Source organism: Paenibacillus sp. S25 (assembly GCF_019454085.1).
Taxonomy (GTDB): Bacteria; Bacillota; Bacilli; order Paenibacillales; family Paenibacillaceae; genus Paenibacillus; species Paenibacillus polymyxa_B.
The window spans coordinates 2,767,865-2,789,062 of record NZ_CP073683.1 but is presented as its reverse complement, the minus strand read 5'-3'; the positions used below and the strand labels follow the sequence as shown (position 1 = coordinate 2,789,062).

The 21,198-nt window shown below is 45.5% G+C and carries 12 protein-coding genes; 4 read left to right on the top strand and 8 right to left on the bottom strand.

Annotated elements, in window-relative coordinates:
• From KAI37_RS12250 to KAI37_RS12220, 7 genes are all read right to left on the bottom strand, one after another.
• Positions 1-6,093: an aminotransferase class III-fold pyridoxal phosphate-dependent enzyme gene (locus KAI37_RS12250; RefSeq protein ID WP_258383071.1), complete on the bottom strand. Its 6,093-nt coding sequence runs from the start codon at positions 6,091-6,093 to the stop codon at positions 1-3.
• Entirely contained in the window at positions 6,068-7,288 is a 1,221-nt protein-coding gene (gene fabD / locus KAI37_RS12245; protein ID WP_220031366.1) for an ACP S-malonyltransferase, read from the bottom strand. The genes KAI37_RS12250 and fabD overlap by 26 nt, the downstream gene beginning before the upstream one ends.
• A gap of 717 nt (positions 7,289-8,005) precedes the next feature.
• Positions 8,006-8,773, bottom strand: coding sequence for an S-layer homology domain-containing protein (locus KAI37_RS12240; RefSeq protein WP_104494878.1), 768 nt, complete (start codon positions 8,771-8,773; stop codon positions 8,006-8,008).
• A 464-nt stretch (positions 8,774-9,237) separates the two neighbouring features.
• Positions 9,238-10,032 carry an SDR family NAD(P)-dependent oxidoreductase gene (locus tag KAI37_RS12235; RefSeq protein WP_025723368.1) on the bottom strand — a complete coding sequence of 265 codons (795 nt, stop codon included), beginning with the start codon at positions 10,030-10,032 and terminating at the stop codon, positions 9,238-9,240.
• Between the two features lie 137 nt (positions 10,033-10,169).
• The gene (locus tag KAI37_RS12230; RefSeq protein ID WP_076294708.1) at positions 10,170-11,198 is read right to left on the bottom strand and encodes a helix-turn-helix transcriptional regulator; all 1,029 of its coding nucleotides are present in this window, start codon (positions 11,196-11,198) and stop codon (positions 10,170-10,172) included.
• Between the two features lie 789 nt (positions 11,199-11,987).
• Positions 11,988-13,046, bottom strand: coding sequence for a Gfo/Idh/MocA family protein (locus tag KAI37_RS12225; RefSeq protein WP_256703409.1), 1,059 nt, complete (start codon positions 13,044-13,046; stop codon positions 11,988-11,990).
• A gap of 124 nt (positions 13,047-13,170) precedes the next feature.
• Positions 13,171-14,079: an AraC family transcriptional regulator gene (locus KAI37_RS12220; protein ID WP_209942186.1), complete on the bottom strand. Its 909-nt coding sequence runs from the start codon at positions 14,077-14,079 to the stop codon at positions 13,171-13,173.
• Positions 14,080-14,580: 501 nt separating this feature from the next.
• Between KAI37_RS12220 and KAI37_RS12215 the strand changes: the two genes are divergently transcribed.
• The 4 genes from KAI37_RS12215 to KAI37_RS12200 all read left to right on the top strand — a co-directional run bounded on the left by KAI37_RS12215 (position 14,581) and on the right by KAI37_RS12200 (position 19,123).
• Entirely contained in the window at positions 14,581-15,789 is a 1,209-nt protein-coding gene (locus tag KAI37_RS12215; protein WP_220031365.1) for an MFS transporter, read from the top strand.
• Positions 15,790-15,988: 199 nt separating this feature from the next.
• The gene (locus tag KAI37_RS12210; RefSeq protein WP_076294704.1) at positions 15,989-17,227 is read left to right on the top strand and encodes an aspartate aminotransferase family protein; all 1,239 of its coding nucleotides are present in this window, start codon (positions 15,989-15,991) and stop codon (positions 17,225-17,227) included.
• Positions 17,228-17,261: 34 nt separating this feature from the next.
• Entirely contained in the window at positions 17,262-18,311 is a 1,050-nt protein-coding gene (gene gutB1 / locus KAI37_RS12205; protein WP_220031364.1) for a 2-amino-2-deoxy-D-mannitol dehydrogenase GutB1, read from the top strand.
• A 29-nt stretch (positions 18,312-18,340) separates the two neighbouring features.
• A complete protein-coding gene (locus KAI37_RS12200) occupies positions 18,341-19,123 on the top strand; it encodes an HAD family hydrolase (protein ID WP_023988582.1) in 783 nt (260 codons plus the stop codon).
• Between the two features lie 331 nt (positions 19,124-19,454).
• On the opposite strand, the gene KAI37_RS12195 is transcribed toward KAI37_RS12200, so the two are convergent.
• Positions 19,455-21,056 (bottom strand): alpha-amylase family glycosyl hydrolase, encoded by a 1,602-nt coding sequence (locus KAI37_RS12195; RefSeq protein ID WP_220031363.1) that lies wholly within the window; start codon positions 21,054-21,056, stop codon positions 19,455-19,457.
• Positions 21,057-21,198 lie beyond the last annotated feature (142 nt).

Genomic DNA, 21,198 nt, shown 5'->3' with positions numbered 1-21,198 from the left:
TTAAGCGAACCAGAACTGCCTTTGATCCGGGGTTAGTGGGATAACCGTTTCATCCACGTCCACTGTCGATACTTCTGAAGGGTTGGCTATAGACACACTTTGCTTACCTGGACCTGGGCCTTTCCCGTTCGGGGTCAGATCAGGCAAGAATCCCCCTTTACGCAGCTCATCTACACTGTCCTTGACAGCTTGTATGATCCGCGCAATATCTTCCTCCGTATGAGCGGTCGACAAGAAGCAGTTCCGCCCTTCCCAGATGTAAATACCCTTTTCCAGCATGTGATAGAAGAAAAGCTCCAGATCACCCTTGAGAACGAAGCGAAATAGTGAACCAAAGTGAACAATCTTCATGGGTATCTGCTCGTTGGTAAAGTAACTATTTAACTCTGCTGCCAACGTCGAAGTACGGCTGTTCAACTGATTTTGCAGCTGCTCGCCGTGGTTTTCCAAATAATCCAACACTGCTAGGGATGCCGCCATCGCCAGCGGATGATGACAGAATGTACCGGCTACAAAGGTCCGCCGATGCTCATTCTGAGGATAGGAATTATCTCCGAAGCTCCAGGTTCCTCCGTCAATCCCATCCATAAAGGCGGCTTTCCCTGCTACGATACCGATCGGCATCCCTCCGCCAATAATTTTACCGTAGGTCACAAGATCAGCTTGTACCCCAAACCACGCTTGAGCGCCTCCCGGTTGAATCCGGAAGCCTGTAATCACTTCATCAAAAATAAAGGCCGTACCGGATTGCTCCGTGATTTGACGGACCTCCTGCAAAAAGGCCTTTGGCTGAAAATCGGGACGACGGCTTTGCACCGGCTCCACTAGCACAGCAGCCAGCTCCTGCCCATGTGTACGTATATAATCCAGCGATTCGTCCGTTCCATAGTTGAGTACAACGATATCGTCCACCATATGCTGCAAGATGCCAGGCGCCAGAGGTGTGGATTTCTCCTTATTATTGTCTGCACTACCCAACGCGAGCACACCATCGTACGTACCATGATAGGAGCCAGCAAAAATGACTACTTTGGCTCGTCCAGTGGCAGCACGCGCCAAACGGAGGGCAACCATAACCGCCTCGGTGCCGGAATTGTACAAAGCGATCCGTTCTACACCGGTCAGCTTGCAAATCTTCTCGGCGACCTGTCCTGCCATGTTGGACATGGGTCCGACACACATGCCATTATTTAGCTCTGCCTCAATTTTTTCACGAATAAAGGCTGGATTGTGTCCAAACAGATTAACACCAAAGCCCATGGTCAAATCCACATATTCATTCCCATCCAAATCCCAAATTTTGGACCCGTCTGCACGTTGAGAAACAATTTGATAGACCATTTCCTTCAAAATAGGCCGAAATCCGGCTACATTACGGTTATTCGCGTAGACAGACCGATAATGCTGAGTGTACTGCTTGGTGCTTCGCGTCCGAGCAGTATAGCGCTCAATCAGCTCTTGGAGATGTTGTTCTTGTCGGTGTGAAAGCAATTCATGGGCTTTGACCTCCAGCTTTTTATAAGGTGTAAACGGTTTTGATTCCTGGCCTGCATTCTTCGGAACAGCTAGTACCGGTGGAACAGTAGCTAATGCAGTTGCGATTTCCTGTTTGGTTTCAATGATCTCTGCGCTTCCTCTATTTGCTGACGGCAAAACCCTTTCCGGTTGAAATGATTGGGAAACGGATGTTGGAGGAGTCGGTTGAGTTCGGAGCACATCAAGCTGCTTTGACATCACGTGCAGCTGCTGCTGCAAAATCTGCTCGACACTCGCAGAAGTCGCTATAACTGTTGTGCTTTGAAATGGCTCTTGCCCGGACGTAACTATTCCATGAGATGATGTACCAATTGCGCTGGAATCCTGCCCCGTCCAGGTTGATACTGTAGTAGCTTCTACCCGATGAAGAGGTATTTTCGATTGGCTTTCCAAAGCACCAACTGCTACCTCGTCTGAATAGGAAATACTTACTTGATCTGCGACGTAGTTAGTCAACAGTTCGAGCGTGGTCAGCGATTCAAAAAATTCATTCATCGGGACATCTAGGTCAAATGTATCCTTGATGCTGTGGCGGACCTGGGACAAGTTAATGGAGTCCAGCCCTAGTTCTAGAAAATGTGTTTGCGGTTCCAGTTCCTCAAGACTAAGTTGTGACACATTACCGATCATTTTCGCTAGCTTTTGTTGAATGGAAGATTTATGCTGCTCAGTAAACGACGCTGAAGTCGAATACTCATTCCCCATATTTTCAGACTCCCTTACTATTGGTTTTTTATAAACGGGCGCGTTCTGCTCTGCTCGAACCTGTTCTGGAACATGAATCCAGCACCTTTTCCTTTCAAACGGATACGTAGGTAGAGAAACCCTTTTGTACGGGTGACCTGCGTATATCGTGTCCCAGTCTATCTGTGCCCCCTGTACGTACTTCACTGCTACTTGCTCCAGTGCTTGCAAAGTGTCCGAGCTTCCGACGGCTGTTTCTGTACCACCACTACTATCTACTTTTCCAATGTATACACCTTCAATGGCCTTGCCCTGCTCATAAAGCTGAAGTAATTTCGCTTTCAGGGCCTCCGCTCCTTCGGCTATCACAGCCACTCGGTATGTCAAGTGGCTTCTGCCCGTGTTAGCCGTATAGCAGACATCCTCCATCGGCAATTCTTCCTCACGTTCAAAGCGATCCACGTACCGTGCAATCAACTCACTTAAAGCTCCTTCAGTTCGCGCCGACAGTGTCAGCAACAATGGCGATGATCCATTTTTTCGGTCGGTGGTTTCTAGGTCCGCACCCTTTTTCGCTATATATTCTTCCAGCACCACGTGGCAGTTTGTCCCGCTGAAGCCAAAGGAACTCACCCCGCATCTTCTCGGAAATCCGTCTGTCTTCCATTCCCTCAGTCTAGTGTTGGCATACACCGGAGTTTCTTCAAAATGGATGTTCCGGTTGGGTGTGCGAAAATGAACGAGCGGTGCAATCTGTTGATGCTTCATCGACAGCACGCATTTGATCAATCCCGCAATCCCAGCAGCTTCGTATAAATGCCCAATATTCGTTTTAACCGTGCTTATCGCCACAAACTGCTTGCGCTGTGTAAATCTGCGGAATGCCTGGGTAATGCCCTTAATTTCAACGGGGTCGCCCAGCTTGGTGCCAGTACCATGGGCTTCAATATAGCTTATCGTCTCGGGATCGATCCGTGCATCACGCCACGCCTGTGAAATGACTTCTGATTGAGCCAGCGCATTGGGCGCGGAAATTCCAATCGTACTGCCGTCCTGATTAATCGCGCTTCCTTTGATCACACCCAGAATGTGATCTCCGTCTTTTTCCGCTTGGCGGAGCGGCTTTAAGAGAACGGCTCCAACGCCTTCGCCCCAGCCTGTGCCGTCCGACTGATCGTCGAATGCTCGTGCCCGGTCATCGGAGGATTCCATGCCAATGCCAGCTTTCAACGGCAGCAAAATGGTCTTCACTCCACCGGCCAAAGCCATCTCACAGTCTCCATTCAAAATCGACTTACACGCCAGATGCACCGCTACGAGTGACGAGGAGCATGCCGTATCAATGGTCAGTGCTGGGCCTTTTAAATCAAGCAAATACGCAATCCGACTGGAGATAATGGACGGAAGATTGCCTATGCCAAAGTTTGGAAGCGCTCCTGGCTCCACTTCGGACAACAATCGTTCATATTCAAAGCTGGTTTTGGAGAATCCAACATACACCCCTACCTTTTTCCCCGACAGCTGTTTTCCTCCATAGCCTGCATCCTCAATCGTGCTCCAAGCAGTTTGCAGAAATAAACGTTGATTCGGGTCCATCAGAGAAGCTTCCCGTGGAGTCAGCTTGAAGAAGGTGTAGTCAAATTTGTCCACTTCGTCCAGATAGCCACCTTCGGCGATTTGCATGTTTCGGCCTTCCATATTCAGACGGGAAATAAAAGCTTCGGCATCCTTTTTTCTTTCGTCGCTATATGGACTGATATGATCTGTACCGGAAGCTACATTCGCCCAAAACTGCTCAAGTGTATCCGCATGAGGAAACTTACCGGACATGCCAATGATAGCAATATCCAGGTCCTCTACCTCCTCTTTGGATTCCAATTGCGGTGCTGTAATCACCTTATGACCTAAATCCTGGCTGGATATATAACCAGCTAGCTTGGCGATAGTCGGATAAGAGAAAAAGTCCGTTACCTCAATATGAATCCCGAGCTGTTCCTCTAATTGGTCCACGATCTGAACGAGTTGTAAGGAAGTTACGCCGATATCAAAGTAGCTGTCTTCCGTCCCAATTGACTGTACATTTAAAATAGCTTGGCAAATCCCAATCAGTTTTTGCTCGATCTCACCTTGATGCACAGGGGCATCGTTCGCTTCCTGTGTAATTCGAGTGGCCTCCGCCAGGGTTGCCAATACTACATCAAATTCTCCCTGCTCGTAGCTCTGAGCCAGCTTGTAGCGCTGAACCTTTCCACTAGTTGTTTTGGGAATACGGCGGATTGGAACTACGTCCTGAATATGCCATCCTCCCCGATAATTCAAATGGCTTTTCAGCCTTTGAACTGTTGGTAAAAATAACTCTATTTTTTTCGTGTGCATCACAAAAACAACAATACGATCTTGTCTAGTTTGTGCATCATGTACACCGCAGACAGCTACTTTCCCCAGATCCACCCCGTCCAGTTCCTCTGCAATCCTTTCGATATCATGCGGATAAATGTTCTGGCCGTTCACGAAAATGATATCCTTGGCTCTGCCTGTAATCACCAGTCGTCCGTTTCTCATAAAACCCAAATCTCCGGTAATGAGCCAGCCATCCTCTGTCTTGACCTTTGCGGTAGCCTCAGGATTGTTATAGTACCCGGCAGTCACATTTTTGCCGCAAATTTGGGTGTATCCGATTACATCGTCCTTTAGTACCTGATTTTGCTCATCACAAATGCGAACAGAGGTGCTGGCCATGGGGTAGCCCAAATCCGCAAACGTAAGACAACGCTTATCGGATGAATCTACTTCTTCTATAGGTTCACCTACATGTAGCTGCTGCCGATTTAAATGAATAGTAACAAAATTATCTTTATCCAAAGGTGGAGTGGAGACACCTACGCTTGCCTCTGCCAAACCGTATACAGGATACATGATATTTTTCTTTAATCCATGTACACTCATGGCTTCCATAAATACATGGCAAAGCTCCACCGATATGGGCTCAGCCCCATTTAAAATCATGCGAACACTTGACAAATCCCAGTTATCCGCTGTTTTGGATTTATACTGATCAAGGAAAAATTTATACCCGAAGTTAGGAGAACAGATTTGAGTCACCTTATGCTCTGACACCTTTTTTAGCCATAATGAAGGACGTCTTATAAAAAGAGCTGTTGGCATAATGAGCTGCTTGGCATGGGCGATGATACAGGTTAAATGAAAAGCGATCAATCCCAAATCATGTGTGAGTGGCATCCAGCCCAGATACGCATCACTTGAAGTCATTCCCGTTTGACTGGCGATATCCCGAATATTGTATACGAGATTCTCATGCGTCAGCATGACTCCCTTGGGATCACCTGTTGAACCAGAGGAAAATTGAATAAACGCCAAATCCTCCGGTCTGGATTGATGAATGGTCCCTTTGTTCTGATCGGAATAATCAAAATCATGGCTAGAAAAGGTCGCTTCTTTCACAGAATCAAAGAAATCCAGCATCTCATGCTGATGAGAATACTTTTCTAACTGCTCTAATACTTTATGATCCGCAATCATGTAAGGGCAAGTAAGGGTACTCCAGATTTTAAACAGCTTCATTTTATGTTCATCATTATTCCCGATACTTACAGGTACGGGGACGATTCCGCCAAGCAGACAACCCCAAAACACATTCACAAAGGTATGATTGTCTTCAATTTGCATAATTAGCTTATTGCCAGGCTGTACTCCTTTTTCCTGCAATTGATGAAGTACCTGCAGTGCTTGCTCCAGAAGTTGACTGTAGCTTACATACTCCTCCTGCGTATCACCCGAAATGAAAATAATTCCATTTTCAGCTCTACTGGCTCGGTCCTGAATGATTTCAATTAAAGTTTGAAACTGCTCCATCCTGATCCCTCCTCAAAAGGTCTAAAACTTCCTCCAGCTCTCCTGCAGATACTTGTTTGGTTTGCAATATCAGGCGAATACACTCCAGCGCCTCGCGTCTTAGTTCATAAGCAGAAGAAGATCTGCCCGATTCTATGCTTTTGAGTAAATCCTCCAACCTGCGAATAGGTAAAATAACCCCCTTATGATACTCATCCTCATTCCAATTGGCATTGGGTGTAGACACCGACACCGCCAGCGGTTTGACCAACCAATCACGGATCGAAAAACGACGTTCCAGTTCAATCCGATCCAAGTCTCTGTCCAAGGAAAGCACCTCAAAAGCGATGTTTGTTTCCTTCGCCAAGTTTTTCAGCACCGTTCGCGGTCCTAATTCAATTCCCTGCTTCACCCCATGTTGCTCCATATACTGCATCGTTTGTATCCACCGCACTGGATGGATCATTTGTAAATGCAAACCTTGACGAATGCTGTTGGCATCCGTATATGGCAGTGCTGTAACATTAGAAATGACAGGCCACAGCGGTTCATGAAACGTATATTTTTGCAGTTCCAATGCTAATCGGTCAGCAGCATGCTGCATAAGCGGACTGTGAAAAGGGCCGCTTACCTGCAAACGGGTAATTTGGAACCCACGTTGCTCTAATTTTCCCGCCACCAAAGCAACAGAGGCATGATGACCAGAAACGACGTATTGATAGGAGGAGTTATAACAAGCGATGGTAATAGGCTGACTGGTTACGGAATAGTGATCGCACAGCTCTTCCAGCAGATTTAAATCAGCCCCCCGAACAGCAATCATGCAACCCAGGCCGGCCTCTGAGGCTTCTTCCATAAAGCGTCCCCGTTCTTGTACCACCCGCAAAGCATCGCCAAACGATAAGACTCCGCTACTTACCAATGCAGAATACTCACCCAAACTATGCCCTGCAGAAAATTTAGGAATAATCCCAACATCGTGCATGTAACGTCTGAATGCGATTACACTAATTGTGAGAAGTGCAGGCTGGGTGTAGGATGTTCTCGATAATTGGGAGATGGGTCCTTTCATACATAAAGTTTTCAAATCATACCCCAAAATATCAGCAGCCTCTTCAAAGATGTGATCTGCCTCTGAAAAACCGCCATACCATGCCGAACCCATCCCGACATACTGAGACCCTTGTCCTGAAAAAAGCAAAGTCATGCTACTCATGTCAAACCCCTTTCCTCACCATAAAAAGCGGTAAAACAAAAAATGTTTTTTGGGATTCAGATGTTCACATTCCTATGTATTTAAGATAGATACAGCAAAAACAACAAAATATCTTGCCACAAACAGTAATCGACATGTTAAAGTGAAACGTTTTTGAGTTTCATGATGTAGTCAGAAATAAAAGTGTGTAAGTAGACTTGGAAGTGTAAAAAAATGGAGTGTGCTGGAAGTTCAGAGTTGATACTTAGAAACTTCAGCATCATAGATGAGTGTAAGCCATAGATTAAGGCTATTAATTTATTATAAACATTAAACTGAATTAAAGTACAGTGATATATACTACATATATTTTATAAACATAAAGAATACCCTCTTTTGTTTAAAATAAGGAATTGTTTTCAGCTTTTTAATGAATTTACATGAAAATTTCGCATCTAAATGCAAGTAATAGATTGTAAATATATTACATACTTAGAACATCAACTTGTAATGCGTTGCAGTCGTTCCACGCGAAGCTACGGATGCTCTTTTCGTGAAAGCTATTGGCTGGTATCTATTGTTAAAACAAAAAAGCCGCCAATTTGGCGACTCTTTATGCATAGTTACTGCAAAGCGGTTTATCGCCTTATGCAGCTAACAGAACTACTCTTTGTGGTGTAAATGAAGACATTTGTTGGATCTTTTTTTGCTTTTGTCGGATCATCATTGATTTAAAAATTACTTCGTTGTGGCTTCGTACAAACGCTGTAAAATGGTAACAGCTTCAGCCCGTGTGACTAGCGCTTTTGGGTGAAGGTATCCTTCATTAGCGGTAAGGACCCCCATCTTGGTTAGGGTGTAGAATGCTTCCGCCTTTTGATCCTGGGAATCGCCATCATAGGAGTACTCTTCTCCAGTCTTGTCGATGTACAGCACCGGATAGTAGGCCGAGAAATTGTCATTGTAATTGGCCTGACGAACTTTCATATCCTTGTACTGCGCAGCTGCGGAAATCACTTCCTCAATCTCAGGATGAAGCGTCTGATTGGTATAATCCGTCCGAAGAGAGGCGATCATCATCACATCCCAGCGGGTCAATGGTTTGTCAGGCTTGACATAGAATTGATAGTTTGGATATTTCCCCCCAACACTTTCAGCATACGGCCAAACATAGTCCCCGTTGAATATTGCTGCAAAATCTTTATTCGCCCAGTGTTTACGCGCATCCACAAAGTCGGAAGATTCGCCGGAAGAATGATCGATTTCTGGAAAAAGCTTGTGAAACATATGTACAAATTCTGCTTTCGTTATAGTTTTGCTTGGCTTGAAGGTCCCATCTGCATAGCCCTTGACAACGCCCTTGTCGACCATGGAACGAATCGATTCGGCAGCCCATTCATATTTGGTTCCTTCCACATCAGAAAACATGTTTGCCGCAAATGCAGATTGACCGAAAAACAGTGTCGTCGCAACCAACGGGGTGATAAGCCATTTCTTTTTGAACATCTCTTTCCACTTCCTTTAGGTAAAATTTATGTATAAAATAGTTCTCTAGACTCAATTTTATATCGGCATTTCAAAAGAAAATGATGATATTAGAGAGAAAAAAGTACTGTTAAACAGTATTTTGGAATATCGACAATCCGTGTTTGAAAAATGCTATGAGTACAAGTTCTAAAGCTTCTTCATATTCGGGTAAACCCGTCGGGAAACGCACCACGGTTCTCCCCCTTTTACTCTACCTATTATCAAAGATTGTTATTGGAGTAAAAATGGAGTAAAAACACTTAGGTATGGAACTTTGTGACATCTTAAAATACTGCCCGCTAGTTTAAAGCAGCCGAGTGACCGGCTGCTGTGGTAGCATTGAATTAGTATGCAACAATAATTTCATTAATTTTGACTGGAATACTCGTTATTGAGTTGAGATTAAATTCAAGGTTCTTTGATAATGAACAATATAGATATATTTAAAAAATAGTCGGTACCATTCCTCCATCCATACGGATTGGAGAACCTTTAAATGCAGATGCATAAGGACTACATACAAATGTAGCTAGTCTACCTATTTCAATAGGCTTGATAAATCGCTGTATTTCAGATTGAGGCAGGTTGGTAACCATAAAATCTTTTTCTTTTTCTGAAAAAGTCATATCTTCATGAGGATACATACTCTCAATGATTTGGTGCACATTCTCAGAGAGTGTTGGTCCTGGCATGATCGTATTGACTGTAACTTCTGTTCCTATTGTTAATTTAGATAAGCTTTTTGACAATGATAACAACATAGATTTTGTCATACAATACTGAGGCATCTGTCCTGAAGGCATAATTGCTTCTTCACTCGCAATAAAAATAATGCGGCCATAATCATTTTTCAACATTTTAGGTAAATAAAATTTTGATAATCCATTTGCGGCAAGAACGTTAGTGCGGAAGTATTTTTCCCATACTTCATCGTCTACGTCCTCATATTGCATAATTTCATAAATACCCGTATTGTTAACTAAAATATCAATATTAGGGTATTTTTCGAATAAAGCATCTCTTTGTCCAATATCCACAATATCGGCTGTGGCATTTTGAGGAGAGGTAGCTGGGAAATCTGACTTAATTTCATTTACAGTTCGTTCTACCTCTTCATAATTTCGTCCATTAATTAGTACATTAACACCTTCTTTGGCTAGTTCAATGGCAATTGCTTTACCTATACCTTTCGTTGATCCTGTAACTAAAGCTGTTTTATGGTTTAATCCCATATCCATAATACATTTCTCCTTTTTTAAAACAGTCTTGTGCTCTGGATAGTGATTATATTATCTGGTCTGGATTGTCCAGTAACTAGCATATTGCGCCAAAGTTCTTGTTTAACACGCCAAATCACAAAACTCATTAGGCAGTCCTAGCGTGCTCCTGATATCGAGTTTGTACCTAAATGTTCAGTCCGCCAATTTGAAGGTGTATCACCCTCCCATAGGCGGAAGGCGCGGTAAAACGAGTTCTGGTCTTCATATCCAATCAAGAATGCCACCTCTTTAATATCAAGCGAGGGGTCTGCCAAGTACTTTCGTGCCTGCTCATGTCTAGCTTGTGTCAACAGAAGCTTGAAGCTCGTGTTTTCGTCAGTAAGCCGGCGCTGCAAGGTACGATCGCTCATACCGAGCTCCTTCGCCACAGCCTGAATGTCGGGGCGCCCTCCTGTAAGGCTACGTTTCATGATCCATTTGACCATCTCGCTAATTGAGCGGCTGCGCTGCTGTTCATCCAACGACCGCTCCAAAACAGGAGTCAGGATCTCCAGCAGCTCTTCGTTGTACGAGACAAAGGGGCGGCCCAGATCTCTTCGATGTAGCGTCAATCGGTTACGTTTTGCACCAATCCGGATACGACAGCCGAAGTAAGCTTCAAGCGCCTGTACATCACCCATGGAGTGCGAAAATTCAACAAGCTGCGCGGTCAAAGGTTGACCTGTGCCCCGGCGTCCAATCTCCAGAAGACAAGCCAGCGTGATACCAACCAGCATCGGCGGACCAGATTGCTCGGGAGACAGCCATTCCAGATCAATTGTGCAGTGCTCGCCCTCCTCAGTGATATGTAGGCTTTCCGGGGGACACAGTTGTTTGTACCGAGCCATTCGGTTTAGAGCGTCGCGGTAGTCCCGAGCGTGGTAAGTCGCTAAGACGGTCGGTGGGTACTTCGCTGTATCAAAGACGGTCGCAAGCTTGATGATTCCTTGGGCAGTGTCACCAATGAGATCAGAATATGCCTGCCAGATCGCGAAATATTGGGCAGTGTTGACTACTGGTTCAGTAATAATGGTGATCGGCAGTCGTGCTTTGCGAGCGACGTCGTGGGCGCCAAACCCTAATTGACATAATCCTGCCCACAATCCTGGCGGGATTTTAATACGGTCAGAGGTATGAGACTTCATACATATGGGCCTCCTTTATATACTTACATATTCATTAGTTTTGGTTGCAATGGGGTCCCTCTTAAGTACACATAAGAATACTCTTAAGTACGTTAAGGTGTCTACATTAACGTACTAAGCTGCGGCAAATGTTACATCTTCTTGTTATCTGTGCTACTTTCAATCAATGGCGAGGAATATGGCGAATTACTTAATCATGATAAAATTCTGTTAATGGCATGAACGACTCATCCTCAACACCAAAAAAACACACCCATATGTTTATGAGTGTGTTTTTAAAACCTCAAACCACCGACACTCCTAGGAATGTCATTCCTCCACGCTTCTTATATTTAAAAATTAAGGCTTCAAGAAAGGCCCGTTTTCACCGATCTTACCGGGAGCAGGATTACCCGGGAGATCAAGTACATATACCCTTAAGTTTCCTTTTCCCGAAACTGTCAGATTGAGCGTCCCATTCGTGACCTCTTTGACGTCTCCAGGAATTTAGAGTGGAATATGTTGATTTATAAGGAGGAAATAGCGGATTTTATGTAAAACATCTTTTTCTCTTTACGTGTAAATTAAATCTATTCGAAATCTCAGCAACTTAAAAATGATCAAGTAATAGAATTGGGTTGTGGAGCGATACCCGCTTGTGTTTTATGGTGGGCAAAATTATTTTGCTCACCATTTCAAAGGTTTCTGATTACTTAAATGCATCCCAAAATTTCATTACATAAATCTGTTTGGTTCTCTCCAGGCTCCTATATATCTCTCTTATGACGGATCGAAAATAAAGCAGCAGATCTAAATAGTTCTTCGAATCACGCTTTTGGTTGCCGCCGCCTCAAAAATCGTCTCAATCAGCACCAATACACGGTGTACTTCTTCGCTTTTGATTGCAATCTCCGCTTTTCCTTCGATGGTGGAGACAAAATTTTCATAAAAGCTTTCTGCAGCAGCAGGTATTTTTTCAATCGGGAACTTAAGGGTGGATTCCTCAGACGGCGGCGCCATCGTTTTCGTCAATCCTTGACCTGCTTGAATCGGCTTGGGTTCCACGTGAGCGACATCTGGATTTCGGGTGACGATCTCTCCGCTCAAATCCCAATCCCTAATCACTGCGGTTCCTTCGGTTCCTTTAATATACCAGCGCGGTAGCTTTACGTAATTGGTTGTACCCACTTCAATGACTGCTGTCAGGCCATCCTTGAACTCAATAAAGCTGGTAAAGCCGTCATCCACTTCAGTCCCCAAAATATAGCTTAGGGTAGCAGCTACGCTTTCTATTTTGCTGTCCGTAATCTGAAGCAACTGGTCCAATAGATGTACTCCCCAATCCAGCAGCATTCCTCCTCCATACGCCTTTAGTTGCCGCCAGTCACCTGGAATCCCATTAGCCCCCTGAACTCGCGATTCCAGCTGGAAAAGCTCGCCTACGGTCTTATTACCAATTATATCTTTGATAATTCGGAAGTCTTCATCCCATCGACGGTTTTGATGTACTGTAAACACACGATTTTCTTTCTTCGCCACCTCAACAATATCCAAGAAATCCGCGCTCGTTATCGTAACTGGTTTTTCGCAAATGACATGTTTTCCGGCTTGTAGCGCCTGGATCGCGATTTCCTTATGAACATCATTAGGTGTTGCTATCAAAACAATATCCACGGCCTGATCGGCCAGAACGGCATCCAGGCTAGCGTAGGTTTTATAGCCGGCAGCCGCAGCCAGTTCCATTCGGTAATCGACAATATCATATACACCGCCAACGGCAAGTTGCTGATTAGATTCGATCAATTGAACATGGTAGCTTCCCATGCCTCCATAACCGATAATAACTACATTGTATATACGATTGCCCATTTTCTTCTTCCTCCACTTCTGATTTAAGCCCACCACCATATCAAGCGGTTGCTCATGGATCCATAAATTTTAAAGTCCTCGTAACTCTCCCTTCACTTCGTCGGATAGCTCTATCATACAAATCTCATGAAAAGCTTTCCTCCTCATTTCTTGCTGTATTATTCCCGAATATTGTCCTGCGGTATTTCAATGGTGATGTTCCTGTCGCTTCCTTAAAGAGATGATGAAACGTCTTTACACTGCTGAATCCTGCTGCCTCTGCGACCTCAGTGATCGGATTGTTTTCATTCAACAAAATCCATTTGGCCTTGTTCAGTCTGTAATCATTCAAAAATGCTACAAAGGTCATCCCCGTATTCTTCTTAAACAGTCTGGCGAAATAATAGGGACTGAAACCCATATAATCAGCGACATTCTTCAGCGAGATGGTTTCATGATAATGGCATTCCACATACTCAAAAATACGTTCCAGCTTATAAAGGGTGTCCTTTGATTGTGTTAAGGTTCTTTCAGAAATTTCAGGAAGCCTTGGCGTCATGCTTCTCGGCACTTCACGCATAATAAGAGTCAACATCTCAAACAGCTTGGCTTTGATCATATAGGCATGACCTTCGTGGTGGTTGACATTCTCATCATAAATGCTCTGAATCAGAGGAAGCATTTTAGCTGCAGTTTCTTCTGGCCAGTTCCAGCTTGATTGCTCCATCTCCGTAAATATATATCGAAGAGGGCGTTTCTGATCACTTAATGTGGAAACCTCTTGAAAAAAACTCAGATCAAATTGAATAACCACCCGTTCGCTGTCGGGAGAAGCCAAGAAATAATGAACATCACCCCCATTTATAAACTGAACTTCACCTTGTTTCATGCGTATCGAAATATCGTTAATTCCCAGATCCAAGGTTCCTTGGGTCACATATATAATTTCAATTTCCTTATGCCAGTGAGGGTAGCAAAGCACGTCGCCTTTATTAATAAAACTCCGAAAAGGAAAATGTCGGTCGAGCTCCGGGATTTCTAAATAAAAATTCATTCTGGTAGACTCCTTTTGTTGTAAAGTTCAAAAAAGCCGTACACATGACTATTGATAATTATGCTGCACTGCATTCCTTCTTCTCCTCTTCATTTTTCTCCTTCTCAACTTTCGAATAAAATTCCCTCTCCCTTTTGAATTGTAAGCGTTTAACATTCTTTTTCCTACCCTATCAATCATAGTTTTTATTCAGTAAAACAACTGTTAGGCTTCCTTACTAACCTAATTTTGCAAACACAAAGTTATGCCTCAATTATGAGCGGTTTGGCGCCCGAAAACAATTTGGGCTGATCTTATTTGCCCCTTCCGCTTGCAGTTACTTCAGATAACCGGGTTTCGCCTTAACTGGATTAAACACAATTAAAGTTAAATACGCGTAAAATTGTCAAATGATTTTTTTACATTTTCTATATAAAAATATATATACATTTCCAATCTAATGGTATATTCTAGTAAAAAAATACTCATATAAAAAAATATGACCTACTGGAGGGTTAGGCCTTGAAGAGACTATTCGCTTTAAGTTGTGCTTTCTATCTGTTAATCGGCGTCACCAGTGTGGTGCTTGGTGCATTACTGCCGACTTTACTGCCTCACTATGGACGGGGGTATAGTGATGGTGGATTACTGCTGTTCCTGCAGTTTTTCGGATTTCTTGTCGGTGTTCTGCTAACCCCCTTCATGGCTCTACATATGGGTCGCAAGTCCATGTTATCCATAGCCCTGGGCAGTATCGTGGCAGCGTGCATTATCTTGGGTGTACTACCCTCATGGAATTGGGTCATCGCAATGGCCATCTGGATTGGCTTCGGCTCAGGCATCATTGAATCGTCCATCGGAGCGTTTACAATTGAGTTCACGGAGGAACAAAAGGCCGTAGCCATGTCTAAGCTGGATGTCTATTTTGCACTTGGTGCACTGCTTATTCCGGCGATCGTTAGCCTGTATATCTGGCTTGGAATGTGGAATCTAACCTTTTACACCATCTCCCTTCTCACTTTTATCTTAGCGCTGTTATGGCTTACCATGCCTGCTTCCGCCTCCTCTCACCTTACCCAAGCAGACATCCGAACTACTGAACGTTCAGTTGAACAAGCCCGTTACTCAGGACAGCATCGTGTATTGCTAGGAATCTTCATTATATTCTTCTTTGTTTATATGGGTCTTGAACTAGGGCTCATGAACTTCCTACCTTCTATTCTGACAGAGACGCTACAGCTTCAGGGATCCGTAGCCTCGCTGGGTGTCAGTGTGCTTTGGATTGCAATGATCATTGGTCGTATGTTTTCAGGAAGGATTGCAGAGTCGGCAGGATATATTCCTTTCCTGCTCTGGAGTGCAATCGGTACTTTCTGTTTCCTAGTTGCCATGGTGTTTATATCCAACCAATGGGCTACATACCTCATAATTTTCGGTGCAGGTCTATTCATGTCTGGACTCTTCTGTATCGCCCTTGTCTATGCCAACGTGCTGATTCCGGGAATGACCGAGCGGACAACTAGCATTCTGATTGCGTCGGGCGGAATTGGCGGCTCGGTGCTTCAATATGTAATAGGCTGGAGCATGAGCGAATGGCCCGTGACGGCTAGCCTTTGGATTTTAGGAGGGTTTACTCTGATTTTGCTGCTGGCACTTATTCTCACGCATCTATGGAATGATCGGGGTAGCCGAGTAGTTGACTCCCTTGTCCATCAGGCCAAGGAAGGATGATATTGTTTAGCTCTTAGGGGAGGTGAGGCCTATCACATTTTGGCTTTTCGGGCTGATTCTGCTGCTGCGGTTATCTCTTATCTGTGAAATCGCAGTATTTTGGGGAGGTGAGTTCAGCCGCATTATGCTGTAATAGGGCGGTACACATTATAAGGATGACTTAATAAGAATGCATATTCTGATATGGAGGGGAAGTTTCGTGCATACCTTAACCAAAGAACGTTTCAGATACGGAAAAGGCATTACTCTGATTGACGATTCGGGTAAGGAATATTTGGATGGCGTATCTGGCACTTTCAATCTCTCGCTCGGTTATAATCACCCTCATGTCGTCACCAAGGTACAGGAACAAGTCGCCAATCTTGCCCACATGTCCTCATCCTTTACCGAGCCTTACGTCGAGGAAGTCCTGGATCATCTGATCCAGTATACGCCGAACGGCATCGACGCGGGATGGATGAGAGATATTACCGGCTCCACAGCGAACGAATGCGCTGTAAAGCTAGCCCAGAAATATACCGGAGCGCTCGATATAATCAGCCTGTATCTATCCCATCATGGGCAGACCCAGTTCGCAACAGGCATATCCGGCAACGCCTTCCGGCGGAGGAAATTTCCCAACTCGGCTGCAGCAAATTCCCTGCATGTACCTGCTCCCTACTGCTATCGCTGCCCGTTTAATTCTTCGCCTGACAAGTGTGGCTATCAATGCGTCGAAGCCATATCGGATGCCATTGAGTATGCAAGCTCAGGCTCTGTGGCCTGCATGATTATTGAACCCATCTTGGGCAACGGAGGCAATATCATCCCACCTGCAGGATATTTTAAGCGGCTCCGTCAGCTGTGCAACGAGTACGGGCTGATCCTGATCGCTGATGAGGTGCAGACCGGGATTGGGCGGACAGGCTACATGTTTGCAAGTGAGTTGTTGGATATCCAGCCAGATATCATTACTCTCGCCAAGGGTCTCGGCGGCATTGGTGTACCGGTAGCAGCGGTATTAATGCAGTCTCGTCTTAATGTCCTGGAGAAGCACGAGCACTCCTTCACCTCAGGCAGCAATCTAATCTCGGTTACGGCAGCCAAAGCCACGTTGGAGGTTGTATCTGAGCCCGGTTTTCTGGAAGCCGTTCGGTCCAAAGGAAGCCTGCTCGGAACCCTGCTGACGGAGATGGCCGACAAGCACGATTGCATTGGTGAGGCTCGTGGCGTCGGACTGATGTGGGGACTGGAAATTGTCGACGAGGACGATGCCCCGGATGCAGTGAAAAGCAATGGGATTATCGATCGTGCATTTGACGAACAGCAATTAATTCTCAGAGGTTCCCGTTACGGTTATGGCAATGTGGTTAAAGTGAGACCTTCCCTCACGGCTACAGAAGATGAGATTGTCGAAATTGTTAAACGGCTTGACACCGTTCTTGCTACCCTTCACTAACGATCTGCCCAATAGGCAAAAGGAGGAATTATTCATGCTTGCACTGGTATACAAATCAGCTTGGGATATCGCACTTGAGGAAAGACCTATCCCGGAGATTAAAAAAGATAACGATGTACTTGTCCGGATTCGGGCGACAGGCGTATGCGGTACGGATCTAGGCATCATTAGTGGCAAATATCATGCCGTGCCGTCCACGATCTTGGGCCACGAATCAGCGGGGGATGTGATCGCTGTAGGATCAGCCGTCAGTTCACTGCAGCCTGGGGACCGTGTGGTGATTGATCCAACATATTACTGCGGTCAATGCGAAATGTGCCGGACAGGAAGACAGAATCATTGCACACATAAAGCCGTAACAGAGACCGGAGTCAGCGCCGACGGTACGTTCACCGATTATTATGTGACTGAGGACCGTTTTTTGTACAAGCTGAAGGATCATATCAGCTACGAAGAAGCGACGCTGACCGAACCGCTGAGCTGTATGCTAACCGGGATCAACCAGATTAACCTGCTGCCGAACTTCACAACCGTTATTTTAGGCGCAGGTCCGATCGGGATTCTGTACAGCTATGCTCTTGCTTCGAAAGGTGTAACTGGTTGCCTCGTTGACATCTCGGAGGAGCGGCTCGCCATAGCGGATTCCATTGCCCCTGAGCGATGGTCCGCGCACGCCACACTGGAGTCGGCCATTCATGAGCTAGCTCCGTTAAAGAATCAGGTGGACATGATTGTGGATACCACAGGAGTGGTCGGCACTGAGGTATTAAGCCAGCTTGCGAGCGGCGGGTATTTGATGCTGGTGGGGCTGAGAGATGGGATAAGCTCGTTTAATCCGAAAGAGGTCGTTGACCGTAGCCTTAAAATCATCGGCTCGATTGATTCTCTGGGCACGTTCTCCACGGCGCATTACCTGATTGAGCAGCAGATCATTCCCGCCAAAAAAATCATTACCCACTCGTATCCGCTTGATGACTACCATGAAGCCTTTAAGACACTTGGATGCAATATCAGCGAGCGGACACTTCAGCCTTCGTCTCAGGCGATCAAGATTGTGCTGCAATCGAATGGCTCGGGCAACTAAATTTAGCTACTAACAAGGGGGAGAAGGACATGACGAGCATTCATCATGTTACACCGACGAATCATGAATGCACAGGAGACCCATCAGCGTCCGTTCCGGTCAAAGCGGTCATCTTCGACATGGACGGGGTGTTGGTAGACAGCGAACCGATTTATTTTGAAGTTGAACGCAGCTCCTTTGCCCATTTCGGTGCGTCCATGACGGAAGAAGAGCACCATACCTATGTTGGAGTGACACTCGAATCTATGTGGCGTCAGGTACTGGACAGACATCAGCTCACCAATACGGTGGAAGAGGCCCTGACCTATCACCGAAAAAATGTGATGCAGACGATGATTGCACACGAGGGCCTTGTGGCGATCGACGGACTGGAACGGTGGCTGGACTGGCTGCAAGAGAAAGGGATTCCGGTCGCGGTAGCCTCTTCCTCTCCACGAGCGCTAATTGATCTCATTATGGAAAAGACAGGACTTGGCCGTTACTTCGACATTCGAATCACCGGTGAAGAGGTATTGCAGGGTAAGCCGGCACCGGACATTTTCTTATACGCCGCCGAACAGCTAGGCATTGCACCGGCCCATTGCATCGTTATTGAGGATTCACAGAACGGTGTCCAGGCAGCCAAAAGCGCAGGAATGCACTGCATCGGCTTCCACAATCCCGGCTCCGGCCGGCAGGATCTGTCCAGAGCCGATCGCTGGATTCTCAGCTATGACGACCTGTGGGCGATCAAAGAGAATCTGCCGTTCGATGAGAAGTTGCTTGCTAAGAGCAAGAGCCGAAATGTACCGGAAGGCATACCCCCTTTATAATCATATGGAATCGTCCGATCTTTACTATGATTGAGGGTACTAAACAATGCCCCTTGGAATATACACTGGAGAATGTATTTATCCTTCCCTGTGTGTACTCTAAGGGGCGTGCTTTACATCGAAGTGGTCTAGTTGAAACGAGTAATTTCCCGGTTCAACACACAACCTCGTAAAAACTGTCTTTTTGACATATAACTGATCTCCTGACGGTTTTAAATCCTCTATTCGTATGCAGCAAAACTTATATAAAAAAATGGGGTGCTGTTAACACCCCAAACTGGATTCATCGATATATATCCTGCTTCATCTGAACAGTAATTTTGCCGTATATTCAGCTCTTTCTGTCTTCTTCGGTAATTAGAGAACTGTAAGCCGGAATTGTAACTGTTCCTTTCTTCACCTTTACATTCTTTGAGGTGGAGAAGACCACTTTCCATTTACCCTTATCGAAATCTTTCATCTGCAGGGTAACCGGCTCTCCAGACAGGTTATGATATACATACAGTGTTTCTTTGCCTGAAGTTCGTTTAAATGCGGTCACGCTGGCAGAACCTGCTTGTATAGGTTGCAGACTGTCGCTGCGTAAAGCTTCATGTTCTTCCCTCAGACGGATGAGTGTGCGATAGCTTTCCAGCAGGGAATCATCGTTCTTCAGCTGCGCTTCCACCGATACCTCGCCTGTGTTGTATTTGGGTTTCTCCCACGTCGTTTGACCAGGGCCATCTCCCTTGTACCAGCGCATAGGCTCACGAAGATACTCATCAGGCTTCTCTCCCTTCATACCGATTTCTTCCCCGTAATAGAGGAACGGCTGACCCGGAAGCGTCAAAAGAATGGAAGCAGCCAGCTTGGCTTTTCGCACATCCCCGCCCAGTTCGCTCATGACACGGGTCTGGTCATGGTTGCTCAGGAACGGAGCATCCAGTGCCGCCTTATTATACGATTTGTACAATTGCAGCGTTTTCTCGGCGAATGCCACGATACCCTGATCTCGGCCGTTTTTCACGGAGTTCAAAATCGTTCCACCCAGGTCAAAATTAAACAGGGAATGGAGCGGTCCGTAATAAGGGGCTATGGTCTCCGGTTTGTCCCATACCTCTCCTGCCAGATATACATTTGGATTTACCTTCTCCATCTCGGAACGGAATTCATTCCACCAAGCGATGTTCTTATCCGCACCATCCTTCGTCTGACCTCTAAAAATATGCATCGCCGCGTCTAGCCGGAACCCGTCTGCACCCTGCTGCAGCCAATACTTGCCGACTTTGATCATTTCTTTGCGGACTTCGGGATTGTCAAAGTTCAGATCCGGCATGCCCGACCAGAATGTACCGTAGAAATACCCTTCGCCATTCGGATTCTTATGCCATACCTGCTGACCCCACGAGCCCTTTTCTTCCAGATCTGTGTTCTCATCCGCCCATACGTAATAGTCGTGGTATTTGCTTTGTGGGTTGGCACTGGCCTCCTTAAACCATGGGTGCTCGCTGCTCGAATGATTGATAACAAGGTCCATGATCACCTTGACGCCCTTTCGGTGCGCTTCTTTCATCAAGGCGCGGAAATCATTTAGACTCCCATACTGCGAGTCCACCTGATAGTAATCAGTTACATCATATTTATGGTAGCTTGGAGATGGATTAAGGGGCATAAGCCAGAGGCCGCTGACCTGCAAATCCTTACCCGAATGGGGTTTTCCATCGTTTAAGTAATCAAGTTTTTGTGTGATTCCTTTCAAATCACCGTGTCCGTCTCCATTCGAATCATAAAAAGAATTGATATAAATTTCATAAAATACGCCGCTTCCACTAGAAACCGGAGGCTTATGTCCGTTCATTTCCTGCTCTGCCATTGCACCTGAAGCGAACATCGTGAGCATAGGCACCGTTAACATGGCGGTGGACAATCTTCTTAAGCGTTTGTTACGTGTCAAAACAAATCAGCTCCTTTGATTGTTATGGGTGCGTTTTCATTATAAATAGAAACAATCCAAAAAAAGGGGATATTTATTATCTATTATGGTGGAAAATATCGATCTTATTGTTTTATCTCTGTATCAAGCGAAAAGAGGAGCA